Source organism: Sulfurimonas sp. ST-25 (assembly GCF_048079205.1).
Taxonomy (GTDB): domain Bacteria; phylum Campylobacterota; class Campylobacteria; order Campylobacterales; family Sulfurimonadaceae; genus Thiomicrolovo; species Thiomicrolovo sulfuroxydans.
Genome location: NZ_CP182225.1, coordinates 1,911,710 through 1,928,900 on the forward strand (window position 1 = coordinate 1,911,710; position 17,191 = coordinate 1,928,900).

Sequence of the window (17,191 nt, forward strand, 5' to 3'; positions counted from 1 at the left end):
TTTTTGTTGGAGTATAATGTGACAACCTCCTCAAAAGGCGCCGTAATCAAACAGAATATCAACTCTTTTTCCATCGCCGAAGAGATCTGGCACGCCGTCACCCATGGGCTCGGCCTGCTGCTCAGCGTCGCGGCGATGAGCATCCTGACGCTGCTTGCAGCCCAGAGCGGCAGCGGCAAAGCGCTCGCAGGCGCCCTGGTATTCGGCATCGCGCTTATTTTGATGTACGGCATCTCCACCCTCTACCACGCCGTCACCGCTCCCATGGCGAAACGGATTCTCCAGCAGCTAGACCACTCCGCCATCTACCTCCTTATCGCCGGGACCTATACCCCCGTCTCCCTGCTCGGCATCCAGGGCTCATTCGGCTGGATCATCTTCGGCGTCGAATGGGGAGTCGCCGCACTGGGCATCTATCTGAAAGTGGCCTACCACGGCCGTTTCGAAACCCTCTCCCTTGTCCTGTACGCCCTGATGGGCTGGCTGGTACTCGTCGCCGCCAAACCGATGCTGGCCCACGTCGACACGCTCACCCTCTCCCTCCTGCTTGCCGGCGGGCTCACCTATACCCTGGGGATTATCTTCTACGTCTGGGATTCACTGCATCTCAACCATGCCGTCTGGCACCTCTTTGTCCTCGGCGGCAGCGTTTTTCACTTTTTTGTCGTCCTCTTTCTCATTCCAAGCCGATAGTTCCGCCGCTGTACTGCAAAGTGGAGAGGGGGATGCACTTTTTAGATGATAATGAAGCGTAAAAATTGCAGCAGAAGCAAGTACTAGGAGTGTTATGAAAAGGTATCTCGGCTCCTTCACCATCGACATTTACGATCTCGGCGGGATTATGGACACGCGTATCAATGACGAGGCCCGGTGGATCGTCGAGCAGTATATCCGCACGATCAACGCTGTCGCCGATGTCGACCGCATGAGTCTCGAGCAAAAGGTGTCCGGTGAGTACATCGACGAAGAGCTGGACCGGTATCGGAACCTGCAGTTTTCGTTTGTCATGTCCTCCGGCGAAGAACGCCATGCGCTGCTGCGGGAGCTGTTCAGGCATTTAAGGGACATCGACACCGGCTGCATGGCCAATGTCGAACTCGAACCCTATTTCGGAGTATAACCGGATGAACCTAGCCTTGCGGAGAATGCCGGCTTACGGCGTACCGAACTCTTTGATGACAAGATGATCCGCACTGCTGTCGGCAGGATTGTACAGCGCATTTGTCGACCCGACAGCCATCCCGGACGACTCGGCTCTGACCCACATACTGACGGTATGGCTGCCGGCCGAGAGGCCGTCGAAGATCCCCGTGATCGTCGCCGGATGCGAAGGAAGACCCCCTCTTCGCCATACTGCAGCATCGTACGCGCAGGTCCCGCCGACGAAGGTGTGTCGTCGACCCGCAGTTCGAAAATGACCTGATCGTCGGCAATGACCCCGACACAGATGCGGCCGCTGTACTGGATCTCGAGCACCGATGCGTCCTGCTGCTTGACATAGCTCCCCATATCGCCTATTTTGACGAACTCCCCGACAAACGTCCCGGTAAGAGGGGATGTCGTCCGGGGGACGGCCAGGGTACTCCATCCCACCAGACCGATCGCGGCGATGGCGGCGGTGTTGGCCGAGATGCGGCTGTTGTTGTCGTTGATCTACGTCGTATGCTCGCCGAAGTTGGCGTTGACCTCATCGGCGAGGGCCGGCGTATTGGCGACAAAGGTGTTCATAGGGCCCACTTCCCCCGCCTCAAGCACGCTTACCAGCAGCAGTACGGCTGCTGTCCCCGTGATGCCTTTCATCGTCACTCCTTTTGGCCAGGTTGAGCGGCGTTATTTGAAGACGCTGCCGAGCATCCCTTTGACCGCCTGCTGAACGTCTGCGGGATAAACGACGAATTTGCCGTTCTGGCTCTCGCTCAGTTTCTCCAGTGCCGCAATGTAGCGATCGCCGAGCAGGAACATGGCGGGCAGCTCCTTCTCCTGGATCGATTCCGAGATACGGGCGATCGCTTCGGCAGAGGCCTGGGCCAGTGCGACCTGGGCCTGCGCTTCGAGCTTGGCGGCCTCGAGCTTCCCTTCGGCTTCCAGGATCATGGCGTTCTTGTTCCCGTCGGCCTTGGTGACGACGGCACGGCGTTCGCGCTCGGCGGCGGCCTGCTGTTCCATCGCTTTTTGCATGGAAGGGCTCGGGCTGATGTCCTGGATCTCGACAGACTTGACGGTGACGCCCCAGTCGGCGACGTCGTCGATGATCTGCTCTTTCAGGCGGGCCTTGATCATATCGCGGTTGGAAAGCGCCTCGTCCAGCTTCATCTCCCCGATAATGGAACGCAGCGTCGTCATAACGAGGTTGACGATGGCCATGCGGAAATCCTCGACGCCGTAGACCGCGTCGGAGGGGCGCGTCACCCGGATGAAGGCGATGGCGTTGGTGAGGATGACGGCGTTATCCATCGTAATGACCTCCTGCTGCGGGACGTCGAGGATGATGTCCCGCGTCGTCATCCGCTCGCGCACGCCGTCGATGTAGGGGATAATGAGATTGAGCCCCGGGGTGAGGGTCCGGTAGAACTTGCCCAGCCGCTCGATGACCCACTCCTCGCCCTGAGGGACGACTTTGATCCCTTTGTAGAGTGTGACGATAATAACCAGGGCGAAGACGCCGATAAGATAGAGTGAAACCATTTAGTTCTCCTTGAGGGGGGTCACTTTGATCAGCTGGCCGCTGACGTCGACAATACGAACTTTGGTGCCTACGGCGAGCGGCTCGTCGGCGAAAGCGGGCCATTCGCGGTTGCCCAGGACAGGGATATCAAAGAGCACTTTTCCCCTTTGGGGCGGTTCGATCCCCTCGGTGACGGTCCCCTTTGTGTCGACCCTGTAATTGGGCTGACCGCTCTCCGACACGGTCCGTTGCCGTATAAAACGCCACCACCCCACGACAAAGAGCGTGGAGAGGATCGACCAGATCAGCAGTTCCGTAGAAAATGAAAGATCAAAGAGATAGGCCAGCGTACCCGTCAGGATCGCGGCGACGCCGATTCCCAGCAGCAGAAAGGTCAGCGCCATCGTCTCCAGGCCTATCAGCACCATCCCCAGGATCACCCAGTGCCACCACTCCACGTTTGCGTTCAACCAATCGAGCATGCTTTACTCCTCCGTGTTCATACAAGTATAGCGAATAAACCTGCATGAGTATGTCCTCAACGCGCTTTCCGCTCCCCACGTTTCAAACGGCCGAGCAACATGGCAATCTTGCTGCTGTCCGGAGCTTCCGCCGCTTCGTAGAGGTACTTCTCTACCGCCTCTGCGCTCTTTTTCGCTTCGGGATCGTCCAGGTGCTTGAACAGTGCCACCAGCGCCGTGCGCAGCGAGTCGACATGGACCCGCTCCTCTTTGCTTCTGCGGCGCACGGCAAGCAGCGTCAGCGCGACGCCGAGGACAAAACCGGCGGCACTCCCCGCCGCCAGACTCCAGATCGTCATCGTCTCCTCCTTTGGAATTTCTCTCTGCTGTGAATGCACCGCGGCACGGACGTGGACCGGTATCGGCAGCGACGACGCCGTGACGACGCGCTGCGTCGCCGGGTCGAAACTGCGAAAACGCACCGAAGGGATCGTAAAGTCCCGCGCGCCGACCAGGGCGAAGGTCCGGTTCACTTCATTGTAATAGCAGCCGTCCTTCCACGCAGCATTCGCGGTATGCCCCTCGTCAAAAACGCTCACACCGGCAACCGCCATCCGCAGCGGTTGTGCCGTTGCCAGGTTGCCGCACCCCGAGAGCGACAAGGTAAGGCGGACGGGTCCGCCGCTCTCGGTCGTGTTGCGGTCGATGACGGCCTTCAACGCGAAATCGCCGACCGCCTGCACCCCGCCCGGGACAGGATTGGCAAAGAGCGTTACGGGTTCGAAAAGATGCTGCTGCCATGTCACCGACGGCATCCACTGCCCCCACGCATCCTGCGTATAGGTGCGTTCGGCGACGTTCATCGCCGCCGTGCCGCTCGAGAGCTCCCCGCCTTGAAGCGGGGCGACGACGTACGTCTTCTCCCAAAGCTCCTTCCCGTTTTCGTTCCGCTCCTCGGCATGGCTCTGCAGCAGCTGGAAATGCGCCAGTTCCGGCGCCGCGAAACGGAAATCGACCCCCTTGTCCGGCGCGGTGTGCGCAAAACGGTAGACAAGCTGCAGCGGTTCACCCTGGTAGACCTGGCGTGAGGAGCTCTCGACCGTCAGCTCGTACCCCGAAAGCGCATTGACAGCCATCAGCAGAGCCAGCGCTTTACCACGGATCGACATGGTCGCCTCCCCCCGCGCGCTTCGGCGAGATCTTGTAGAGGTGCGTCCGGGTCTGCCGCTGCAGCGATTGGCGCCACATCGCCGCCTCGTAATCGCTCATCGCCGCCGTCTTCGCTTCGCCCGAGGCTTCGGAGGGCTTTGCCTCCTGCCCCTCGGATGTTTCCGTCTGCGCGGAAGGGGCCTGTGCGCCGCCTGCCGGAGAGGAAGCGTCGGAGGCACTGTGTTCCCCGCCCGCTTCCGTCATTGCGGCCGCTGCATTGCGGCGTCGCTCCGCCTGCACCAGGCGCATCAGCCGCCCCCGGACGATGGAGAGGTTCTCCCGCGTCTGCGGGTCGTTTTGGAGGTAGAGCGCCTTCTGGTACACCTTGATCGCCGCTTCAAGGTTCTCCCTGCCGCCCTGCATCGCCCGGGCGTTCCCCAGGTTGTGCAGGGTTGCAAACTGCAGCAGCCGCTCCTTGGTGCGAATCCGTCCCCACAATGCCGCGGCCGCGTCGTATCTGCCCGCACGGTAGAGGGCATGGGCGCTGTCGTACATCGCTTGGGGGTCGTTATCCTTACGTACGCCGTAGCGGTAAAAGGCGCGGGCCGCGCGATCGTAATCGCCCTGCTCATAATAGTGCTGCGCCGTCTCCAGCAGTTCGTAGTCAAAGGACTCCGCCCGCAGCGTTGCCGTATGTCCGAACAGCAGAACCCCCAGCAGCAGTGCCGGAGGAACGGCCACGCGCTCGCGGCGGCTCATCGAGGCGTTCGCCACGAGCAGCAAAAAGAGCGCCAGCCCCAGCGGCAAAATGTAGAGCTGACCGTACCGGCGGATCTCCTTGACCCCCGTCTCGCCCCCTTCGGCATGGCGGCGAAGCTCGTAGAGCAGCGCGGCGATGTCGCGGGAGCCCACCGTCGTGTCAACATAAGCGCCGCCCGTGGATTCGGCCAGGGAGCGCAAAGAAGGGTTCAGCGCTGTCCTGACCGGCTTCTCCCCCCGCAGGACAGGGGTACCGTCTTGCTGCAAGACGCCCCCTTCAGCCGTCCCGATCCCAAGGATGTAGAGGTGGAGCTTCTGCGCATTCGCGTAAACGATCGCTTCGGAGAAGTCGCGACCGTCGCCTCCGTCGGTGAGCAAAAGAAGATTTTTCCGCCCCGTCTTGCCCATCACGCCGCTCGCCGCGGCCAGCAGCGCCATGATATCGGTCCCTTTCTCAGCGTAGGTGTCGGACGCGAAATCTTCCAGCAGCGCCGTCAGCGCACTTTTGTCCGCCGTTGGCGGCACTACGGTATAGACGTCCCGGCCGAAGGCCAATACCCCTATTTGTTCTCTTTTCGCCCGCGCGACCAGCGCAAGCATCTTCGTTTTCGCAACGGCAGCGCGGGAGGGGTAGACGTCCTCCGTCTGCATCGATGCCGAAATGTCGACGGCGACCGTCAACGCCTCGTCCGGCGCCTTCACGACGGCCGTCGCCTCGGTAAGAACCGGCTGGGACATTGCTGCAATCAGCAGGACGAATATGGCCAGATAGATCAGGTTGCGCTGACGGAGGGAGAGGCGTTTTTCGTTCACCCGGAGCCGTTCGAAAACAGGGCCGGCAAAGAGCTCCGCCGCCGGCTCCTTCTGGGTCAGCATGAAGTAGAATAGGACCAGAACCGGCGGCAGCATCAGGTAGAAGAACTCGGGGTGGAGAAAGGTCATGCCACCCTCCGGTTGCGCAGATAGATATAGAGCAGCAGCGTCAAAAAGCCGGCAAAGAGCGGGTAGATGTAGTAATACTCATTGACGATCAGCACCGGCGGACGCTGGGGCGACTTCTCCAAGGTATCGATCTGCGCGTAGACATCGGCAAGGGATGCACTATCGCTTGCCGTGAAATACGCGCCGCCGCTCTGCGCCGTGAGCGTCTCAAGAATCGACTCCTGCGGGGCGGGGTCTTCCCCGATAACGACGGCATAGAGGCGCACCCCCTCTTTGGCCGCCAGCCCAAGGGCAACGTCGCTGCCCACCGGAGCGCCGGGCGTGTTCCGGCCGTCGGTCAGAACCACGACGATCTTTTCGGCGCTCTTCGCACCGTGCAGCGAGACGATCCCCCGGGCCATCGCCTCGTAGAGCGCCGTGTATTTGCCGGCAATGCCGACGTAGAGCTGCCCGATGATCTGCGAAAGCATCCCCATGTCGGTCGTGGGCGGCGCGGCCGTAAAGGTATGGGTGCCGAAGACGACGAGGCCGACGCTGTCGCTGCTGCGCTGCGCCGCAAAGGCCTGCAGGATCTCCTGGACCGCCTCGAACCGGCTGCGGGTGCGGTCATCCGGGTCAAAGTCACCGTTGCGCATGGAGGCGCTGGCATCCACCACCAGGCTGATCGCGTACCCCGGGGTACTGACGGGTTGGTAGACCCGCTCTTTCACCGGCGACATCAATGCGACAAGCAGCAGGATCACTGAAGCCCATTTGAGCAGCCAGAGCCAGAAAGAGGGTTTGAGTGTGACCGCGGCGAAGGCGGCGAGATGCGGAAAGTAGAAGCCCTGATGGCGTAGTCGGCATAGCGCCTCGCAGGCCAGAAAAATGAAGAGGAAGGAGATGACTTTCGGGAATTCGAAAAAGACCCCTTCAAACATCGATCATCCCGAGATAGATCCTGAAATACGCACGGGTCTCCTCGTCGATGGGCGGCACGCGCTTGCGGAACTTGTAGGGTTCTAGGCGCTGCTCCAGGTTCATAAAAGCTTCTTGAAGCTGTGGGGAGTCCTCCGCGAAACGGCGGCCGAGGCGGGTGATGGCGTAGGCGGCCTGCTTCGCATCGTCAAGGTTGACCGCTTCCAATGCTTTCAGAGACGTCCGACGGCCGTTCTCCCTTCTCTCCTCGCGATAACGGCGAATCAGCAAATAGAGAACGAGCAGCAGGAAAAAAAGTACTACGGCCGCCGCAGCCGCCAGGTAGTAAGGCGTGTAGTCATGGATCTCGACCAGGGGCTTGATGTCATGCAGCGGGATATCGTCTGAACGCATCATCACCCCTCGAACAGACGCCGGAGTTTGACGCCGATATGATCATCCGTGTAGACCTTCGTAAACCGGATGCCGTCTTTGCGAAGCTGCTCGTAGAGGGCATGATCATGCTCGCGGACCTTCGCTTCATAATTGCGGACGGTCCGGGCGTTGAAATCGCCTTCGAGCAGCATCCCGCTCTCGGGGTCGCGTAGCGACGCGAAACCGAACGGCGGCGGATGCTCTTCGAGACGGTCGCGGACGATGATACAGACGACCTCGTGCTTCTTTGCCAGCAGCCGCAGCTGGGGAAGTTCGAAGAAATCCCCGACGACGAGGAGCAGCGAACGGCGGCGGATGCGCTGGTAGAGCGTCTTGGCCATCGCGTCGTAATCGCTCTTCTTCCCGACCGCCTCGAAAGCATCAACCTTCTGCGTCAGCTCGGAGACGGCGTAGCGGTTCTTCGTCGGGCGCCCTTCCTCGTAAAGACGGTCCGCAAAGAGCATATAGCCCAGCGCGTCGCTGTTGTACTGCACGGCGTAACCCACCGTCGCGGCGATCTCGGCCATCACCTCCTGCTTGAAACGGTGCTGACCGAAATGGACGCTGCCGCCGAGCATCATCGCGACAACGACGCTGAGCTCCCGCTCTTCGCGAAAGATCTTGATATAGGGGGTGCGCATCTTCGCCGTGATATTCCAGTCGATATGGCGGATATCGTCGCCGGGCATGTACTCGCGCAGCTCAATAAAGTCGTACCCCTCCCCATGGAAGATGGAAGGGTTGTTGCCGATGAGTTCGCTGAAGACCTGGCGCCGGGCCTTGACGAGGATGCGCTGAACCGTTCCCATAAGGCTCCTACGGCAGCGGGACCGCTTCAATCACACGGTCGATGATTTCGTCCGCCGTGACGCCGTCCGCTTCGGCCTCGTAACTGAGCACGATACGGTGGCGCATCAGCTCTTTGATAATGAAAGCAACGTCAACAGGGCTGGCGTAATCCTTGCCGCGTAGGTAGGCCATGGCCTTGACGGCCTTGAACATGTCGATGCTCACCCGGGGGCTCGCACCGAACTGCAACTGATCTTCCAGGTCATCGAGCCCGTACGCCTTGGGCTCGCGGGTCGCAGTGACCAGCTCGATCATGTAGCGTTCCACCTCTTCATCAATGTGGACCTGTTTGACCTCCGCTTTGAGAGCCTCCAGGTCTTCATGGGAGATGACGGCGTTAATCGTCTCGGAAACGCCCGCAGCAATGCGGCGGGCGATCTCGAGCTCCTCCTCTTTCGTGTTGTAGCCGACTTTGAGCTTGAGCATGAAACGGTCGAGCTGCGCCTCGGGAAGCTGGTAGACCCCCTCCTGCTCCACGGGGTTCTGCGTCGCCATAACAAAGAAGGGGGGTGCGAGCTTGAAGCTCTCCTCGCCTATTGTCACCTGACGCTCCTGCATCACTTCCAGCAGGGCCGACTGCACCTTCGCCGGGGCGCGGTTGATCTCGTCGGCCAGCAGCAGGTTTGTGAACACAGGCCCGTGCTTGATCTTGAACGCGTTATGCTGCGGGTCGTAGATCTCGGCGCCGAGAATGTCCGAGGGGAGGAGGTCCGGGGTGAACTGGACCCGCTTGAACTGCAGCCCCAGACTCTGCGACAGCGCCTTCACCGTCGTCGTCTTCGCCAGCCCGGGGATCCCCTCGATAAGAATGTGGCCTTCGCAAAGCAGGCCGATAAGCAGCCCGTCGATCATCTTTTCCTGACCGACGACGACTTTGGCCACCTCGGACTTGATCGCTTCGATTTTGGAGTACATTAAAAACCTTCATAAGGACAATGGGGCCATTATAGCGTTTTGAAGGTATAGATTGCCCTGCCCCGATGCCGTTGGATGCGTGCAGGGAAGGTGAAAAAAAATCCCGTTTCGGCGCCGAAAAAGTGCCGGTGCACATTTTTTTGATTTTTTTGGCATATCTGCCGAAAAACTATTGACTTTGAAGTGCGTTTTTCGTATAATTCCCGTCCACAAACGAAGAGAGCTTATCTTAACGTTTGAATGTCTCGTTAGCTCAGCTGGTAGAGCACGTCACTTTTAATGATGTGGCCGTTGGTTCGAATCCAACACGGGACACCATTGTTACTCCTTAGTGGCCCCATCGTCTAGCGGTTAGGATCCCAGATTTTCATTCTGGTTACCGGAGTTCGAGTCTCCGTGGGGTCACCACTTCCCAACCTTTTTTCTCCAACAAAAAAAACCGATCTAAAAAGTGACTTTTTCTTTCTAACTTTATTGCAGTGCGCCCGATGCCACCAGGCGTTTGACCAGTTTCATATGCTTCATGACCCGTCCGAAATAGGGCCAGTTCACCATGCCGCCGTTGTAACCGCTGACACTTTTCATATAGTCGTGGCGGCGGTTTTTGAGGATGACGAGGTAGTGCGCGGCGATGCCGGCGGAGAGTTTGAGGTCGGTGAGTAGTAGGTTGGCGATCTGCACATCGCTGCGCGCCTTCAGCCATGCCAATGTCTTGACGCGCGCGGCCACATAACGGGCTGTGGCCACCTGCACCTGCATCGGCCCCAGCGATGCCTTGGTGATGTCGACCCCTTTATGAAAATCCCCGATGATATTCCGACCGGCACTGCTCTCCGTCAGACAGATGGCGCTGAGCGTGTTCTCGTACGTCTCGCCGCTGCGGTCGGGAATGCTGCGCGCGACATCCCGCACGGTCTGCAGTGTCGAGAGCTGTTCCGGCGTGAGCGCGGCGCGCAGGAATTCGGTCGTGGCATAGAAAAGTATCACTAGACGTTTCAATAAAGCTTCCTCGTCAAAAAAATGCGTGGAATTTTACAGGAAATGTGCGTTGAAGGTCGATGGATAATCGTTTTAAATAAAATTATTAAGAAGATTTAATACAAAAATGTTGCTACCTTCCGTGACACAGGGAATAGATGGCTTAAGAAAAATGGGTAAAATTGATACTTTTTCGAGAAATATGCGCTCAAAATGGCTTTTTTCTTAAAAGGTATGCACTGAAAAAAAATGCGGAAGAGAGAAGAAGTGCTACTATTATTCCCAATCCCTGAACTTGTCCGAGGTGTGTTTGTCCTTTTTATAGCGGCGGCGGTTCATGGACTTTTCGATCTGGTTGGCCGTGTAGAGGATATCCTCTTTAAGCGTTTCGATCGTCGCATCGCCGTCGCGGAAGGCGAGGATCTTTGTCACGAGGGTTTCGAGGTCGTTATAGTCCCCTTTGTAGAGCGGGACCTTCTCGATGCGGTCGAGGTATTTGCGGTTGTTGTCGACTTTCTTGTCGAACTGCTCCCGCGTCGGCTCTTCGGCCTTGAAGAGATACTTGGTGATACTGCTCGTAAAACGCTCGAGTACCCGGATATAGCGGAGCCTCGCGGCATCTTCCACTTTTTTCGCCGACGCTTTTGCCAATAGTTCACCTTTCGGGGGAGCTCAAACGGTATAATTATACCTATTCTAATAAGGTTGCAACGCTCTATGAAAAAACTGATTCTTTTTTGCCTCATCGTTTCCGGGCTCCTGCATGCCGAGGTCATCAACGCACCGGCAAGCCAGGCCCTTCTCGCCAAGCAGATCCCCATTGTCGATATCCGGACCCCCGGCGAATGGAAAGAGACCGGCCTGGTCAAAGGGAGCATCCCCATCATGTTCTTCGACGAGAAAGGGAGCTATAACGTCGACCGCTTCATGCTTCAGCTCAAAGCCAAGGTCGATACGACAAAACCCTTCGCCCTGATCTGCCGCACCGGTAGCCGCACGTCGATGCTCGCCCCCTTCCTGGCGCAGACCTACGGCTATACCGTCTACAACCTGCAAGGGGGCATCATGACCGCCTACCGCGCGGGGCTTCCCATCGTCCCCTATCAGTGAAACCGCTTAAAATCGCCCTGCTGATTCTCTTGCGGGTCGCCGTTGTTTTCGGCGTCATCGCGCTGATCGTCTTTCTCTTCTGGGGATTTTTATACCTGTTACTGTATTAAGGGCACCTCTAAAAACCCTGTATGGATCTCAGAGAGATTTTGAAGCGTAAGATTTTCTTTGTTTTCAGCGCAGGCCTAGCCGTAGCTAAGTCAAGAAGAAAACGGAGGAAAGATCGTGCTTCAAAAGCCCTCCCGAAGGGCGCTTCAGAGAAAAGCCATACTCGGCGTTGCCGCTTTTCGACTTGGCTAAGGCCAGGCCTTGACCAAAGGGAATGCCCTCGGGTGCAAAGCGTCGCCTTGATTATAACTTTCTCTGCAGCGCTGAGACCGTACAGGGTTTTTAGAGGTGCCCTTTAAAGACTATTTTTTGAAGCGGAAGGCTTCGGCTTCGAGGAGGGTGCGCAGCTTGTCGCTGCATTCGCCCTGGAACTCCATCCACGGCGTCTTGTAGCCGCCGCCGGAGCCCAGCTTTTTCTTCAGCCGCTTCAGCAGTGCCTCCGCATCGCCTTTCTCCAGGGCAAAGGGGCCAACCAGAGTCACGGTTTTTCCCCGCCGCTTTTCGCGCTTGAAGACGAGAAAGTGTTTTTCGGGTGCAAGCAGCTCTTGCGGCGTTTCCGCCTCACGCTCTTGCACTTCCGACCAGCCGCTTCCAAGGTCTCCGCCGATAAAGAGATCGAGCTTCTTACCGCGGCTCATGGGCTTCTCCGATATATTCAAACCGTTTGATGCAGACGCCTTCGTGGGGGATGCATTCGGTAAACATGGAAAGCGGACGGACCCAGAGCCCGTGTTCGCCGTAGAGGGCACGGTAGACAACAAGCTCCTCCTCCGTCTCGGAGTGTTTAGCTACGCCGATCACTTCGTAGTGGTTCCCCTTGTAGTGCTGGTAGCGGCCCGGTTTAAGCACCGACGACCTTCTGGGAGAGGACACGCATCCCGTTCGCCTTGTAAGCGCCCGCGTCGATGCTCTCCATCACGGTGTCGGCGTCGCAGCAGTGCGTATCGTAGAGTACGACGATCACCTCATCGCCCGCCTGCAGGAAAGTCGTCTCACCGTAAGCCGTGTAGCGCGTCGCGCCGATGCTGATGATCATCTTCTCGGGGTACCCCGCCGCTGAAAGATAGGAGAGCACCGGCTCCAGCGGGCCGGTATCCGTTTGTGTATTGAGCTGGTTGACGATCCAATCCGTAAGCTTGTCGTGAAAATAGCTGTAGCCTGTGAGCGCGGCATCTTCGCCGTAGCGGTGCAGCTCGCTGCCGCGGCGCAGGAAGGAGGCGATGTGCCAGCTGTCCATCACGCCGCCTTCGGCAAAGGTGTCAATGGGCGTCATCTCCGCTCCGAGTCCCTTGCTCATCGCACCCCAGTTCTTCTTTTCGGAGATCTTGTTGGCCCCTGGGCGGCGGATAGAGCAGTCGTTGTAGGGGGCGAAGCGCTCCGGTGTGATCGAAGCGACCTTTCCATCTTCATAGCGCAGACGGCACTCCAGTGCCACTTCCGGTTCCGCCTGGACATTCAGCGCGGCGTCTTCGGGCAGTTTGATGGTGCCGGAGGAGAGGGGGTAGACGCCGATCTGCCCGTCGCGGCCCGGCATGTAGAAAGGGAAGATCCCTTTGGGACCGTTTTCATCGGCGACCTCGAGGTTTTTGAAATCCTCTATTTCACCGGCCTGTTCCAGGTGCAGGGCGAAGTTTCCGGCGATGCCGAACCCGGCGTAGGCGTTAAAGTTTTCCATTCTCTTTCGCCTCAACGTACTCTTCGTAGCTGCCTTTGAAGTCGTTGTAGGTGCCGTCAGGGTTGAGCTCGATGATGCGCGACGCGAAGGCATCGAGGAGTTCGCGGTCGTGGGAGACACAGATGACGTTGCCGTCAAACTCGAACAGCGCTTCGCCCAGCGCGACGATCGCCTCGAGGTCGAGGTGGTTGGTCGGTTCGTCCATGACAAGAAAGTTCGGACCTTCAAGCATCAGTTTGCTCAGCATCATCCGGTGCTTCTCACCCCCAGAGATGTTCGTCGCCGCTTTCTCCTGCTGCTCGCCGTTGAAAAGCATGCGCCCCAGACAGTTCCGGATCTCGGAGATGTCCGCCTTCGGGTCGAAAGCGCGCAGCCAGTCATAGAGGGTGTCGTTGCTCTTGATGCGGTCGGTCGTATCCTGCGGGAAGTAGCCCGGCTCGATGGTCGCGCCCCACTTCACCTCCCCCTCTTTGGGCTTGAGCTCTTCCATGATAATCTGGCAGAGCGTCGTTTTACCGACACCGTTGGGGCCGATCAGCGCGATCTTCTCGCCTGGCTCGATATGGAGGCTGATGTTGTTCAGGACCGGGCCCTCGCCGTAGTCGTGGCTTACATTAAGGACGTCCAGGGCTTCGTCGCCCATCTGGCGCTTGGCTTTGAAGACGATGCTCGGATCGCGGCGGGAGGAAGGCTTGATATCCTCGATCTCCAGCTTTTCAAGCTGCTTCTGGCGGGACGTCGCCTGCTTCGCTTTGGAGGCGTTGGCCGAGAAGCGGCGGACAAAGGCTTCGAGCTGCTCTTTTTCCTTGAGCTTCTTATCGCGCTCCATCTCCATCTGCTTCGCCATGACGTTCGCGGCGATGTACCAGTCGTCGTAGGTCCCGGTGAATTCGCGGATCTTCTGGTAGTCGACGTCGAGGATGTTCGTGACGACGGCGTTGAGGAAGTGGCGGTCGTGGGAGATAACGACCATCGTCCCCTCGTGGCGCTGCAGTTCGTTCTCCAGCCAGCTGATCGTTTCGATGTCAAGGTTGTTGGTCGGTTCGTCGAGGAAGAGGACGTCCGGTTTCGGGAAGAGGACCTGGGCCAGCAGGACCTTGAACTTGTCGCCGCTCGGCAGCGAGGACATCAGGTCGTGATGATTTTCTGCCGGGATGCCGACGTTCTCGAGGATCTTCGTGATGTTGACATCATACTCGTACGTTGGGTCTTCCTCGACACTGATCACTTCCAGCTCCGCCAGGCGGTTGTTGACGGCGTCGTCTTCGAAATCGCCGTTGGTGTAGAGCTCCTCTTTCTCTTTGATGGCATCATAGAGACGCTTGTTGCCGTAAAGCACCGCGTCTGCGATGGTGAAATCTTCGAAAGCGAACTGGTTCTGTCCGAGGACACCGACTTTCAGTCCCGATTCGATGGAGATCTCGCCCTCAAACTCTTTGTCCTGGCCGCTGAGGATCTTGAGAAAGGTCGTTTTGCCCGCGCCGTTGGCCCCGATCAGGCCGTAGCGTTTATGCGGGTCGAGTTTGAGGTTGATGCCTTCGAACAGCACGCGGCTGCCGAAGCGTTTTGTCAGGTTTGTTACTTGTACCATTATGTCGTCGCTTCTGTAATTTTTTCGCGATTATACCATACAGCACTTTTTGAATTTTTTTCCGCTGCCGCAGGGGCAGGGATCGTTCCGCCCGACGGAGGCTTCATAGAGGGTGCCTTCGTCATAGTACCAGCGGCCGTCCATGCGGCGGAAGGTGCTCTTTTCGTGGTGGACCCTGATGGGACCGTCACCTTCGCGGTAGTAGGCTTTGAAGCTCACCGTTGCCGCACTGTCGGCTTCTTTTGCATCGAGCACTTCCAGTCCAAGCCACCTCGTCGCCTCCGCATGCTGCCGGATCAGTTCAGCATCCTCGGGAACCTGCTTCTCAGGAACGGTCGTCGCTACAAGGTACTCCCCCGCTCCCACGACGTAGGCACTGTAGCGGGAGCGCATCAGCGCTTCCGCCCCCGGTGCCGTCGCAATGCCGTCTATCAGCGGCGCACAGCACGCTTCAAACGTTTTTCCGCTGCCGCAATAACACTGCATGCGTCCTCCTTCAAATCAAGGCCGCATCATACCATGCAATGCCGTCAAAGAACTAGGCTTGGGAACGGTAGCGGTTCAGCAGCGCGCAGTGGCGGGCGCGCTCGTAGTGGGAAGGGGTCAGAGCAACCCCTTCGAGTCGGTGCAGCATCCCGACGAGCTGATCGTAATCATCAAAGGTCAGGCGTTCGCCGTGCAGGACGCGTCTGGCCATTTCGGAAAGGACGGCGTCACTGGAGTATTCGGGAAAGAGCATCCGGAAATGGGCATAAACGACCGCAAAGCTGCCACTCTCCGGCGCAAAGCGCTCCGCCACGATCTGCTGGGCGCTCTGTGCTTCGAGTCCTTTGGCAACAAGTGCTTCGGCAACGGCCTTTCGCACTTCATGTTCAGACTGCTCCGCGTTACGGACCGTCACCGCATTCGGACGCAGCGGTACGGCAAGCAGTAGGTTACCCGCCAGAATCAAAGAGCCCATAACTGTCATGACCGGTCGCATACATTCTCCCTTGCCGTTAATTTTGTATTGGAACAGTCTACCGTTAAAGGGTAAACGGTTCTCATGCCACCGCGAAAGCCCCGGATTCAGGCTATAATTCCGTATGACTTACAAGATCGAAGACGAGTACATTGAACTCTATAAACTCATTAAACTGCTCGACCTCGTCGACAGCGGCGGGCAGGCCAAACAACTGATTCAAAACGAGCTGGTCTACCGCAACGGCGAGGTCGAAACCCGCAAACGGGCGAAGATCCGCCCCGGCGAAACCATCCATATCGGCGAAGTGACCATTAAGACCGTCTGAGGCGTGTTTATTTTCCGGAGTGTTAATGCGCCTCTAAATGGCCGCTTTGCTATAATCGCGCCATGATTAAAACATTTGCCCAACTCCTCGCAGAGGAAAAGATCGACACGATTGAAAGTGCCCTGAAGGTGGCGCTCAACAACGCGAACGAGACGCCGTTCTGGTCGCAAAAGGTCACCCCGCTGGCCCATGCCGTGCTTTCCGTCCTGGTGCCGCTGCGCGACCAGGGACTGCTCTTCGACCCCGAAGGCAAGCCCCAGGAGCGGCTCACGCCGTCGCTGGTCCTGCGCTGGTGCGACCTGGTCAGCCTCAAGACCCTCGCGTTCACACTGCAAAAAAGCAACGAAGCCGGCCGGCTGCTCCGCACCTCGCTGCCCGAGGAGGCGTGCACCGCTTATACGCCGATCGACCTGACCCTGCTCGGCACCTACCTCAGCGGCTACACGGTCAACCTTGAAAACGAAGCGCTCGACTTCCCGATCGCGCACTACAACCTGCACACGGGCATTGCCGGTGTGCTCGAACCCCTGATGAAATAAAGGCAAAAGATGATGACGCAGGAACACCCGGCCCTCAAAACCGAACAGTACCTCAACCCGACAGAGATCGCTGCGCACCTCGAAGGCGTCGAGTACATCGTCATGGCAGCCCCCGCCGTACGCGACAACGCCAAAGCGCCGATCCACTTCACGCTTTTTCTCAACACCGTCGACATGCTGCCCGCAGACATCCAGCAGGCCGTCCTCGAGAAGTTCGCCGACCAGTACGGTTTCCGCGATATTGCCGACCTCTTCAGCCAGCCCGACCGCGTCGCCTTCGCCGTGACAAATCAGGAAACGCCGATGCCGCTGCACGTCTTCAAACCGGAAGACAAAATGCGCCTCCCCTCGACGGTCATGTTCGTGATGGATTTCGAAGCCGACTCCGACAACTTCCCGGAAGTCAAAGAGAAACAGCTGACGGGCTGGACCTACGCATACGAAACGGCCTAACGCGGCCCCTGCCCTTATCGGGCCCCAACGTGTTATAATTTTGCCACTACCACGACAAAGGAATCCTCTTGTATAAACGCTTCATGATCCTCGCTGCCCTTATCGTTCTCGTCAGCGGCTGCAGCAAAGTCACCAAAGAGAACTACGACAAAATCGAGTCCGGCATGAGCTACGACGAAGTCGTCAAACTGATCGGCAAACCCAAGGGGTGTTCGGAGACCCTCGGCATCAGCAGTTGCCAGTGGAAAAGCGACGGTGCCGTGATCGATATCAAGTTTATCTCCGACCAGGTGACGTTCACCTCGGCCAAAGGGCTGAAGTAACCCTTTCTCCCCTCCTCTGCTTCCGATGGGAGCGGAAGCCCAACACACTTATA

Annotated in this window: 25 protein-coding genes and 2 tRNA genes; 9 read left to right on the plus strand and 18 right to left on the minus strand. The window is 58.2% G+C overall.

The window, feature by feature from the left end; genetic code table 11:
• The first annotated feature begins 18 nt into the window (after nucleotides 1-18).
• Nucleotides 19-693, plus strand: coding sequence for a PAQR family membrane homeostasis protein TrhA (gene trhA / locus ACM66T_RS09835; protein ID WP_231018865.1), 675 nt, complete (start codon nucleotides 19-21; stop codon nucleotides 691-693).
• Between the two features lie 94 nt (nucleotides 694-787).
• On the plus strand, nucleotides 788-1,120 hold the full coding sequence (locus ACM66T_RS09840) for a hypothetical protein (protein ID WP_231018867.1): 333 nt from the start codon (nucleotides 788-790) through the stop codon (nucleotides 1,118-1,120).
• Here ACM66T_RS09840 and ACM66T_RS09845 read toward each other — a convergent pair.
• From ACM66T_RS09845 to ACM66T_RS09890, 10 genes are read right to left on the minus strand one after another with little or no spacing between them, the layout of a single operon-like run.
• Nucleotides 1,105-1,593: a hypothetical protein gene (locus ACM66T_RS09845; protein WP_416768479.1), complete on the minus strand. Its 489-nt coding sequence runs from the start codon at nucleotides 1,591-1,593 to the stop codon at nucleotides 1,105-1,107. The two genes, ACM66T_RS09840 and ACM66T_RS09845, sit on opposite strands and share 16 nt — an antisense overlap.
• Nucleotides 1,594-1,653: 60 nt before the next feature.
• The gene (locus ACM66T_RS09850) at nucleotides 1,654-1,800 is read right to left on the minus strand and encodes a hypothetical protein (protein ID WP_231018870.1); all 147 of its coding nucleotides are present in this window, start codon (nucleotides 1,798-1,800) and stop codon (nucleotides 1,654-1,656) included.
• Between the two features lie 30 nt (nucleotides 1,801-1,830).
• Complete coding sequence (locus ACM66T_RS09855; RefSeq protein ID WP_231018871.1) at nucleotides 1,831-2,685, minus strand: SPFH domain-containing protein; 855 nt, start codon at nucleotides 2,683-2,685, stop codon at nucleotides 1,831-1,833.
• Nucleotides 2,686-3,147, minus strand: a complete 462-nt coding sequence (locus ACM66T_RS09860; protein ID WP_231018872.1) for an NfeD family protein — start codon at nucleotides 3,145-3,147, stop codon at nucleotides 2,686-2,688.
• Between the two features lie 56 nt (nucleotides 3,148-3,203).
• The gene (locus ACM66T_RS09865; protein WP_231018873.1) at nucleotides 3,204-4,295 is read right to left on the minus strand and encodes a BatD family protein; all 1,092 of its coding nucleotides are present in this window, start codon (nucleotides 4,293-4,295) and stop codon (nucleotides 3,204-3,206) included.
• Nucleotides 4,279-5,976, minus strand: coding sequence for a VWA domain-containing protein (locus ACM66T_RS09870; RefSeq protein ID WP_231018874.1), 1,698 nt, complete (start codon nucleotides 5,974-5,976; stop codon nucleotides 4,279-4,281). The genes ACM66T_RS09865 and ACM66T_RS09870 overlap by 17 nt, the downstream gene beginning before the upstream one ends.
• Nucleotides 5,973-6,896 (minus strand): vWA domain-containing protein, encoded by a 924-nt coding sequence (locus tag ACM66T_RS09875; protein ID WP_231018875.1) that lies wholly within the window; start codon nucleotides 6,894-6,896, stop codon nucleotides 5,973-5,975. Before ACM66T_RS09875 ends, ACM66T_RS09870 begins: the two co-directional genes overlap by 4 nt.
• Nucleotides 6,889-7,287 (minus strand): hypothetical protein, encoded by a 399-nt coding sequence (locus ACM66T_RS09880; RefSeq protein ID WP_231018876.1) that lies wholly within the window; start codon nucleotides 7,285-7,287, stop codon nucleotides 6,889-6,891. Before ACM66T_RS09880 ends, ACM66T_RS09875 begins: the two co-directional genes overlap by 8 nt.
• 2 nt (nucleotides 7,288-7,289) lie before the next feature.
• Nucleotides 7,290-8,117 (minus strand): DUF58 domain-containing protein, encoded by an 828-nt coding sequence (locus ACM66T_RS09885; protein WP_231018877.1) that lies wholly within the window; start codon nucleotides 8,115-8,117, stop codon nucleotides 7,290-7,292.
• A gap of 7 nt (nucleotides 8,118-8,124) precedes the next feature.
• The gene (locus ACM66T_RS09890; RefSeq protein ID WP_231018878.1) at nucleotides 8,125-9,072 is read right to left on the minus strand and encodes an AAA family ATPase; all 948 of its coding nucleotides are present in this window, start codon (nucleotides 9,070-9,072) and stop codon (nucleotides 8,125-8,127) included.
• 242 nt (nucleotides 9,073-9,314) lie between these two features.
• Here ACM66T_RS09890 and ACM66T_RS09895 point away from each other — a divergent pair.
• Nucleotides 9,315-9,390: transfer RNA gene (locus tag ACM66T_RS09895), tRNA-Lys, on the plus strand.
• A 15-nt stretch (nucleotides 9,391-9,405) separates the two neighbouring features.
• Nucleotides 9,406-9,480 (plus strand) — tRNA-Glu (locus tag ACM66T_RS09900).
• A 63-nt stretch (nucleotides 9,481-9,543) separates the two neighbouring features.
• On the opposite strand, the gene ACM66T_RS09905 is transcribed toward ACM66T_RS09900, so the two are convergent.
• Both ACM66T_RS09905 and ACM66T_RS09910 read right to left on the minus strand, forming a co-directional pair.
• Nucleotides 9,544-10,071: a hypothetical protein gene (locus ACM66T_RS09905; RefSeq protein WP_231018879.1), complete on the minus strand. Its 528-nt coding sequence runs from the start codon at nucleotides 10,069-10,071 to the stop codon at nucleotides 9,544-9,546.
• 255 nt (nucleotides 10,072-10,326) lie between these two features.
• Nucleotides 10,327-10,701 carry a hypothetical protein gene (locus ACM66T_RS09910; RefSeq protein WP_231018880.1) on the minus strand — a complete coding sequence of 125 codons (375 nt, stop codon included), beginning with the start codon at nucleotides 10,699-10,701 and terminating at the stop codon, nucleotides 10,327-10,329.
• Between the two features lie 66 nt (nucleotides 10,702-10,767).
• Between ACM66T_RS09910 and ACM66T_RS09915 the strand changes: the two genes are divergently transcribed.
• Nucleotides 10,768-11,160 (plus strand): rhodanese-like domain-containing protein, encoded by a 393-nt coding sequence (locus ACM66T_RS09915; RefSeq protein WP_231018881.1) that lies wholly within the window; start codon nucleotides 10,768-10,770, stop codon nucleotides 11,158-11,160.
• A 410-nt stretch (nucleotides 11,161-11,570) separates the two neighbouring features.
• On the opposite strand, the gene ACM66T_RS09920 is transcribed toward ACM66T_RS09915, so the two are convergent.
• Genes ACM66T_RS09920 through ACM66T_RS09945 form a run of 6 tightly spaced genes read right to left on the minus strand, consistent with a single transcriptional unit; the run spans nucleotide 11,571 to nucleotide 15,516 of the window.
• On the minus strand, nucleotides 11,571-11,906 hold the full coding sequence (locus ACM66T_RS09920) for a translation initiation factor (RefSeq protein ID WP_231018882.1): 336 nt from the start codon (nucleotides 11,904-11,906) through the stop codon (nucleotides 11,571-11,573).
• On the minus strand, nucleotides 11,893-12,117 hold the full coding sequence (locus ACM66T_RS09925) for a DUF1653 domain-containing protein (RefSeq protein ID WP_231018883.1): 225 nt from the start codon (nucleotides 12,115-12,117) through the stop codon (nucleotides 11,893-11,895). The genes ACM66T_RS09920 and ACM66T_RS09925 overlap by 14 nt, the downstream gene beginning before the upstream one ends.
• Nucleotides 12,110-12,943, minus strand: a complete 834-nt coding sequence (locus tag ACM66T_RS09930) for a DUF5718 family protein (RefSeq protein WP_231018884.1) — start codon at nucleotides 12,941-12,943, stop codon at nucleotides 12,110-12,112. Before ACM66T_RS09930 ends, ACM66T_RS09925 begins: the two co-directional genes overlap by 8 nt.
• Complete coding sequence (locus ACM66T_RS09935; protein ID WP_416768480.1) at nucleotides 12,930-14,534, minus strand: ABC-F family ATP-binding cassette domain-containing protein; 1,605 nt, start codon at nucleotides 14,532-14,534, stop codon at nucleotides 12,930-12,932. Before ACM66T_RS09935 ends, ACM66T_RS09930 begins: the two co-directional genes overlap by 14 nt.
• Nucleotides 14,535-14,564: 30 nt before the next feature.
• Entirely contained in the window at nucleotides 14,565-15,020 is a 456-nt protein-coding gene (locus ACM66T_RS09940; RefSeq protein WP_231018887.1) for a YchJ family protein, read from the minus strand.
• A 52-nt stretch (nucleotides 15,021-15,072) separates the two neighbouring features.
• On the minus strand, nucleotides 15,073-15,516 hold the full coding sequence (locus ACM66T_RS09945) for a hypothetical protein (RefSeq protein WP_231018888.1): 444 nt from the start codon (nucleotides 15,514-15,516) through the stop codon (nucleotides 15,073-15,075).
• Between the two features lie 103 nt (nucleotides 15,517-15,619).
• On the opposite strand from ACM66T_RS09945, the gene ACM66T_RS09950 reads away from it, so the two are divergent.
• The 4 genes from ACM66T_RS09950 (at nucleotide 15,620) to ACM66T_RS09965 (ending at nucleotide 17,138) form a co-directional block, all read left to right on the plus strand.
• On the plus strand, nucleotides 15,620-15,823 hold the full coding sequence (locus ACM66T_RS09950; RefSeq protein WP_231018889.1) for an RNA-binding S4 domain-containing protein: 204 nt from the start codon (nucleotides 15,620-15,622) through the stop codon (nucleotides 15,821-15,823).
• 62 nt (nucleotides 15,824-15,885) lie between these two features.
• Complete coding sequence (locus ACM66T_RS09955) at nucleotides 15,886-16,362, plus strand: hypothetical protein (protein ID WP_416768481.1); 477 nt, start codon at nucleotides 15,886-15,888, stop codon at nucleotides 16,360-16,362.
• Between the two features lie 12 nt (nucleotides 16,363-16,374).
• Nucleotides 16,375-16,815 carry a hypothetical protein gene (locus tag ACM66T_RS09960; protein ID WP_231018891.1) on the plus strand — a complete coding sequence of 147 codons (441 nt, stop codon included), beginning with the start codon at nucleotides 16,375-16,377 and terminating at the stop codon, nucleotides 16,813-16,815.
• An 83-nt stretch (nucleotides 16,816-16,898) separates the two neighbouring features.
• Nucleotides 16,899-17,138, plus strand: a complete 240-nt coding sequence (locus ACM66T_RS09965) for a DUF3862 domain-containing protein (RefSeq protein ID WP_231018892.1) — start codon at nucleotides 16,899-16,901, stop codon at nucleotides 17,136-17,138.
• The last annotated feature ends 53 nt before the right edge of the window (nucleotides 17,139-17,191 follow it).

Excerpts from the sequence above, each read along its gene's own strand:
- ACM66T_RS09840 (WP_231018867.1), top strand. The coding sequence starts at position 788 with ATGAAAAGGTATCTCGGCTCCTTCACCATCGACATTTACGATCTCGGC.
- ACM66T_RS09850 (WP_231018870.1), bottom strand. The coding sequence starts at position 1,800 with ATGAAAGGCATCACGGGGACAGCAGCCGTACTGCTGCTGGTAAGCGTG.
- ACM66T_RS09855 (WP_231018871.1), bottom strand. The coding sequence starts at position 2,685 with ATGGTTTCACTCTATCTTATCGGCGTCTTCGCCCTGGTTATTATCGTC.
- ACM66T_RS09860 (WP_231018872.1), bottom strand. The coding sequence starts at position 3,147 with ATGCTCGATTGGTTGAACGCAAACGTGGAGTGGTGGCACTGGGTGATC.
- ACM66T_RS09865 (WP_231018873.1), bottom strand. The coding sequence starts at position 4,295 with ATGTCGATCCGTGGTAAAGCGCTGGCTCTGCTGATGGCTGTCAATGCG.
- ACM66T_RS09870 (WP_231018874.1), bottom strand. The coding sequence starts at position 5,976 with ATGACCTTTCTCCACCCCGAGTTCTTCTACCTGATGCTGCCGCCGGTT.
- ACM66T_RS09875 (WP_231018875.1), bottom strand. The coding sequence starts at position 6,896 with ATGTTTGAAGGGGTCTTTTTCGAATTCCCGAAAGTCATCTCCTTCCTC.
- ACM66T_RS09880 (WP_231018876.1), bottom strand. The coding sequence starts at position 7,287 with ATGCGTTCAGACGATATCCCGCTGCATGACATCAAGCCCCTGGTCGAG.
- ACM66T_RS09885 (WP_231018877.1), bottom strand. The coding sequence starts at position 8,117 with ATGGGAACGGTTCAGCGCATCCTCGTCAAGGCCCGGCGCCAGGTCTTC.
- ACM66T_RS09890 (WP_231018878.1), bottom strand. The coding sequence starts at position 9,072 with ATGTACTCCAAAATCGAAGCGATCAAGTCCGAGGTGGCCAAAGTCGTC.
- ACM66T_RS09915 (WP_231018881.1), top strand. The coding sequence starts at position 10,768 with ATGAAAAAACTGATTCTTTTTTGCCTCATCGTTTCCGGGCTCCTGCAT.
- ACM66T_RS09920 (WP_231018882.1), bottom strand. The coding sequence starts at position 11,906 with ATGAGCCGCGGTAAGAAGCTCGATCTCTTTATCGGCGGAGACCTTGGA.
- ACM66T_RS09930 (WP_231018884.1), bottom strand. The coding sequence starts at position 12,943 with ATGGAAAACTTTAACGCCTACGCCGGGTTCGGCATCGCCGGAAACTTC.
- ACM66T_RS09935 (WP_416768480.1), bottom strand. The coding sequence starts at position 14,534 with ATGGTACAAGTAACAAACCTGACAAAACGCTTCGGCAGCCGCGTGCTG.
- ACM66T_RS09940 (WP_231018887.1), bottom strand. The coding sequence starts at position 15,020 with ATGCAGTGTTATTGCGGCAGCGGAAAAACGTTTGAAGCGTGCTGTGCG.
- ACM66T_RS09945 (WP_231018888.1), bottom strand. The coding sequence starts at position 15,516 with ATGCGACCGGTCATGACAGTTATGGGCTCTTTGATTCTGGCGGGTAAC.
- ACM66T_RS09950 (WP_231018889.1), top strand. The coding sequence starts at position 15,620 with ATGACTTACAAGATCGAAGACGAGTACATTGAACTCTATAAACTCATT.
- ACM66T_RS09955 (WP_416768481.1), top strand. The coding sequence starts at position 15,886 with ATGATTAAAACATTTGCCCAACTCCTCGCAGAGGAAAAGATCGACACG.
- ACM66T_RS09960 (WP_231018891.1), top strand. The coding sequence starts at position 16,375 with ATGACGCAGGAACACCCGGCCCTCAAAACCGAACAGTACCTCAACCCG.
- ACM66T_RS09965 (WP_231018892.1), top strand. The coding sequence starts at position 16,899 with ATGATCCTCGCTGCCCTTATCGTTCTCGTCAGCGGCTGCAGCAAAGTC.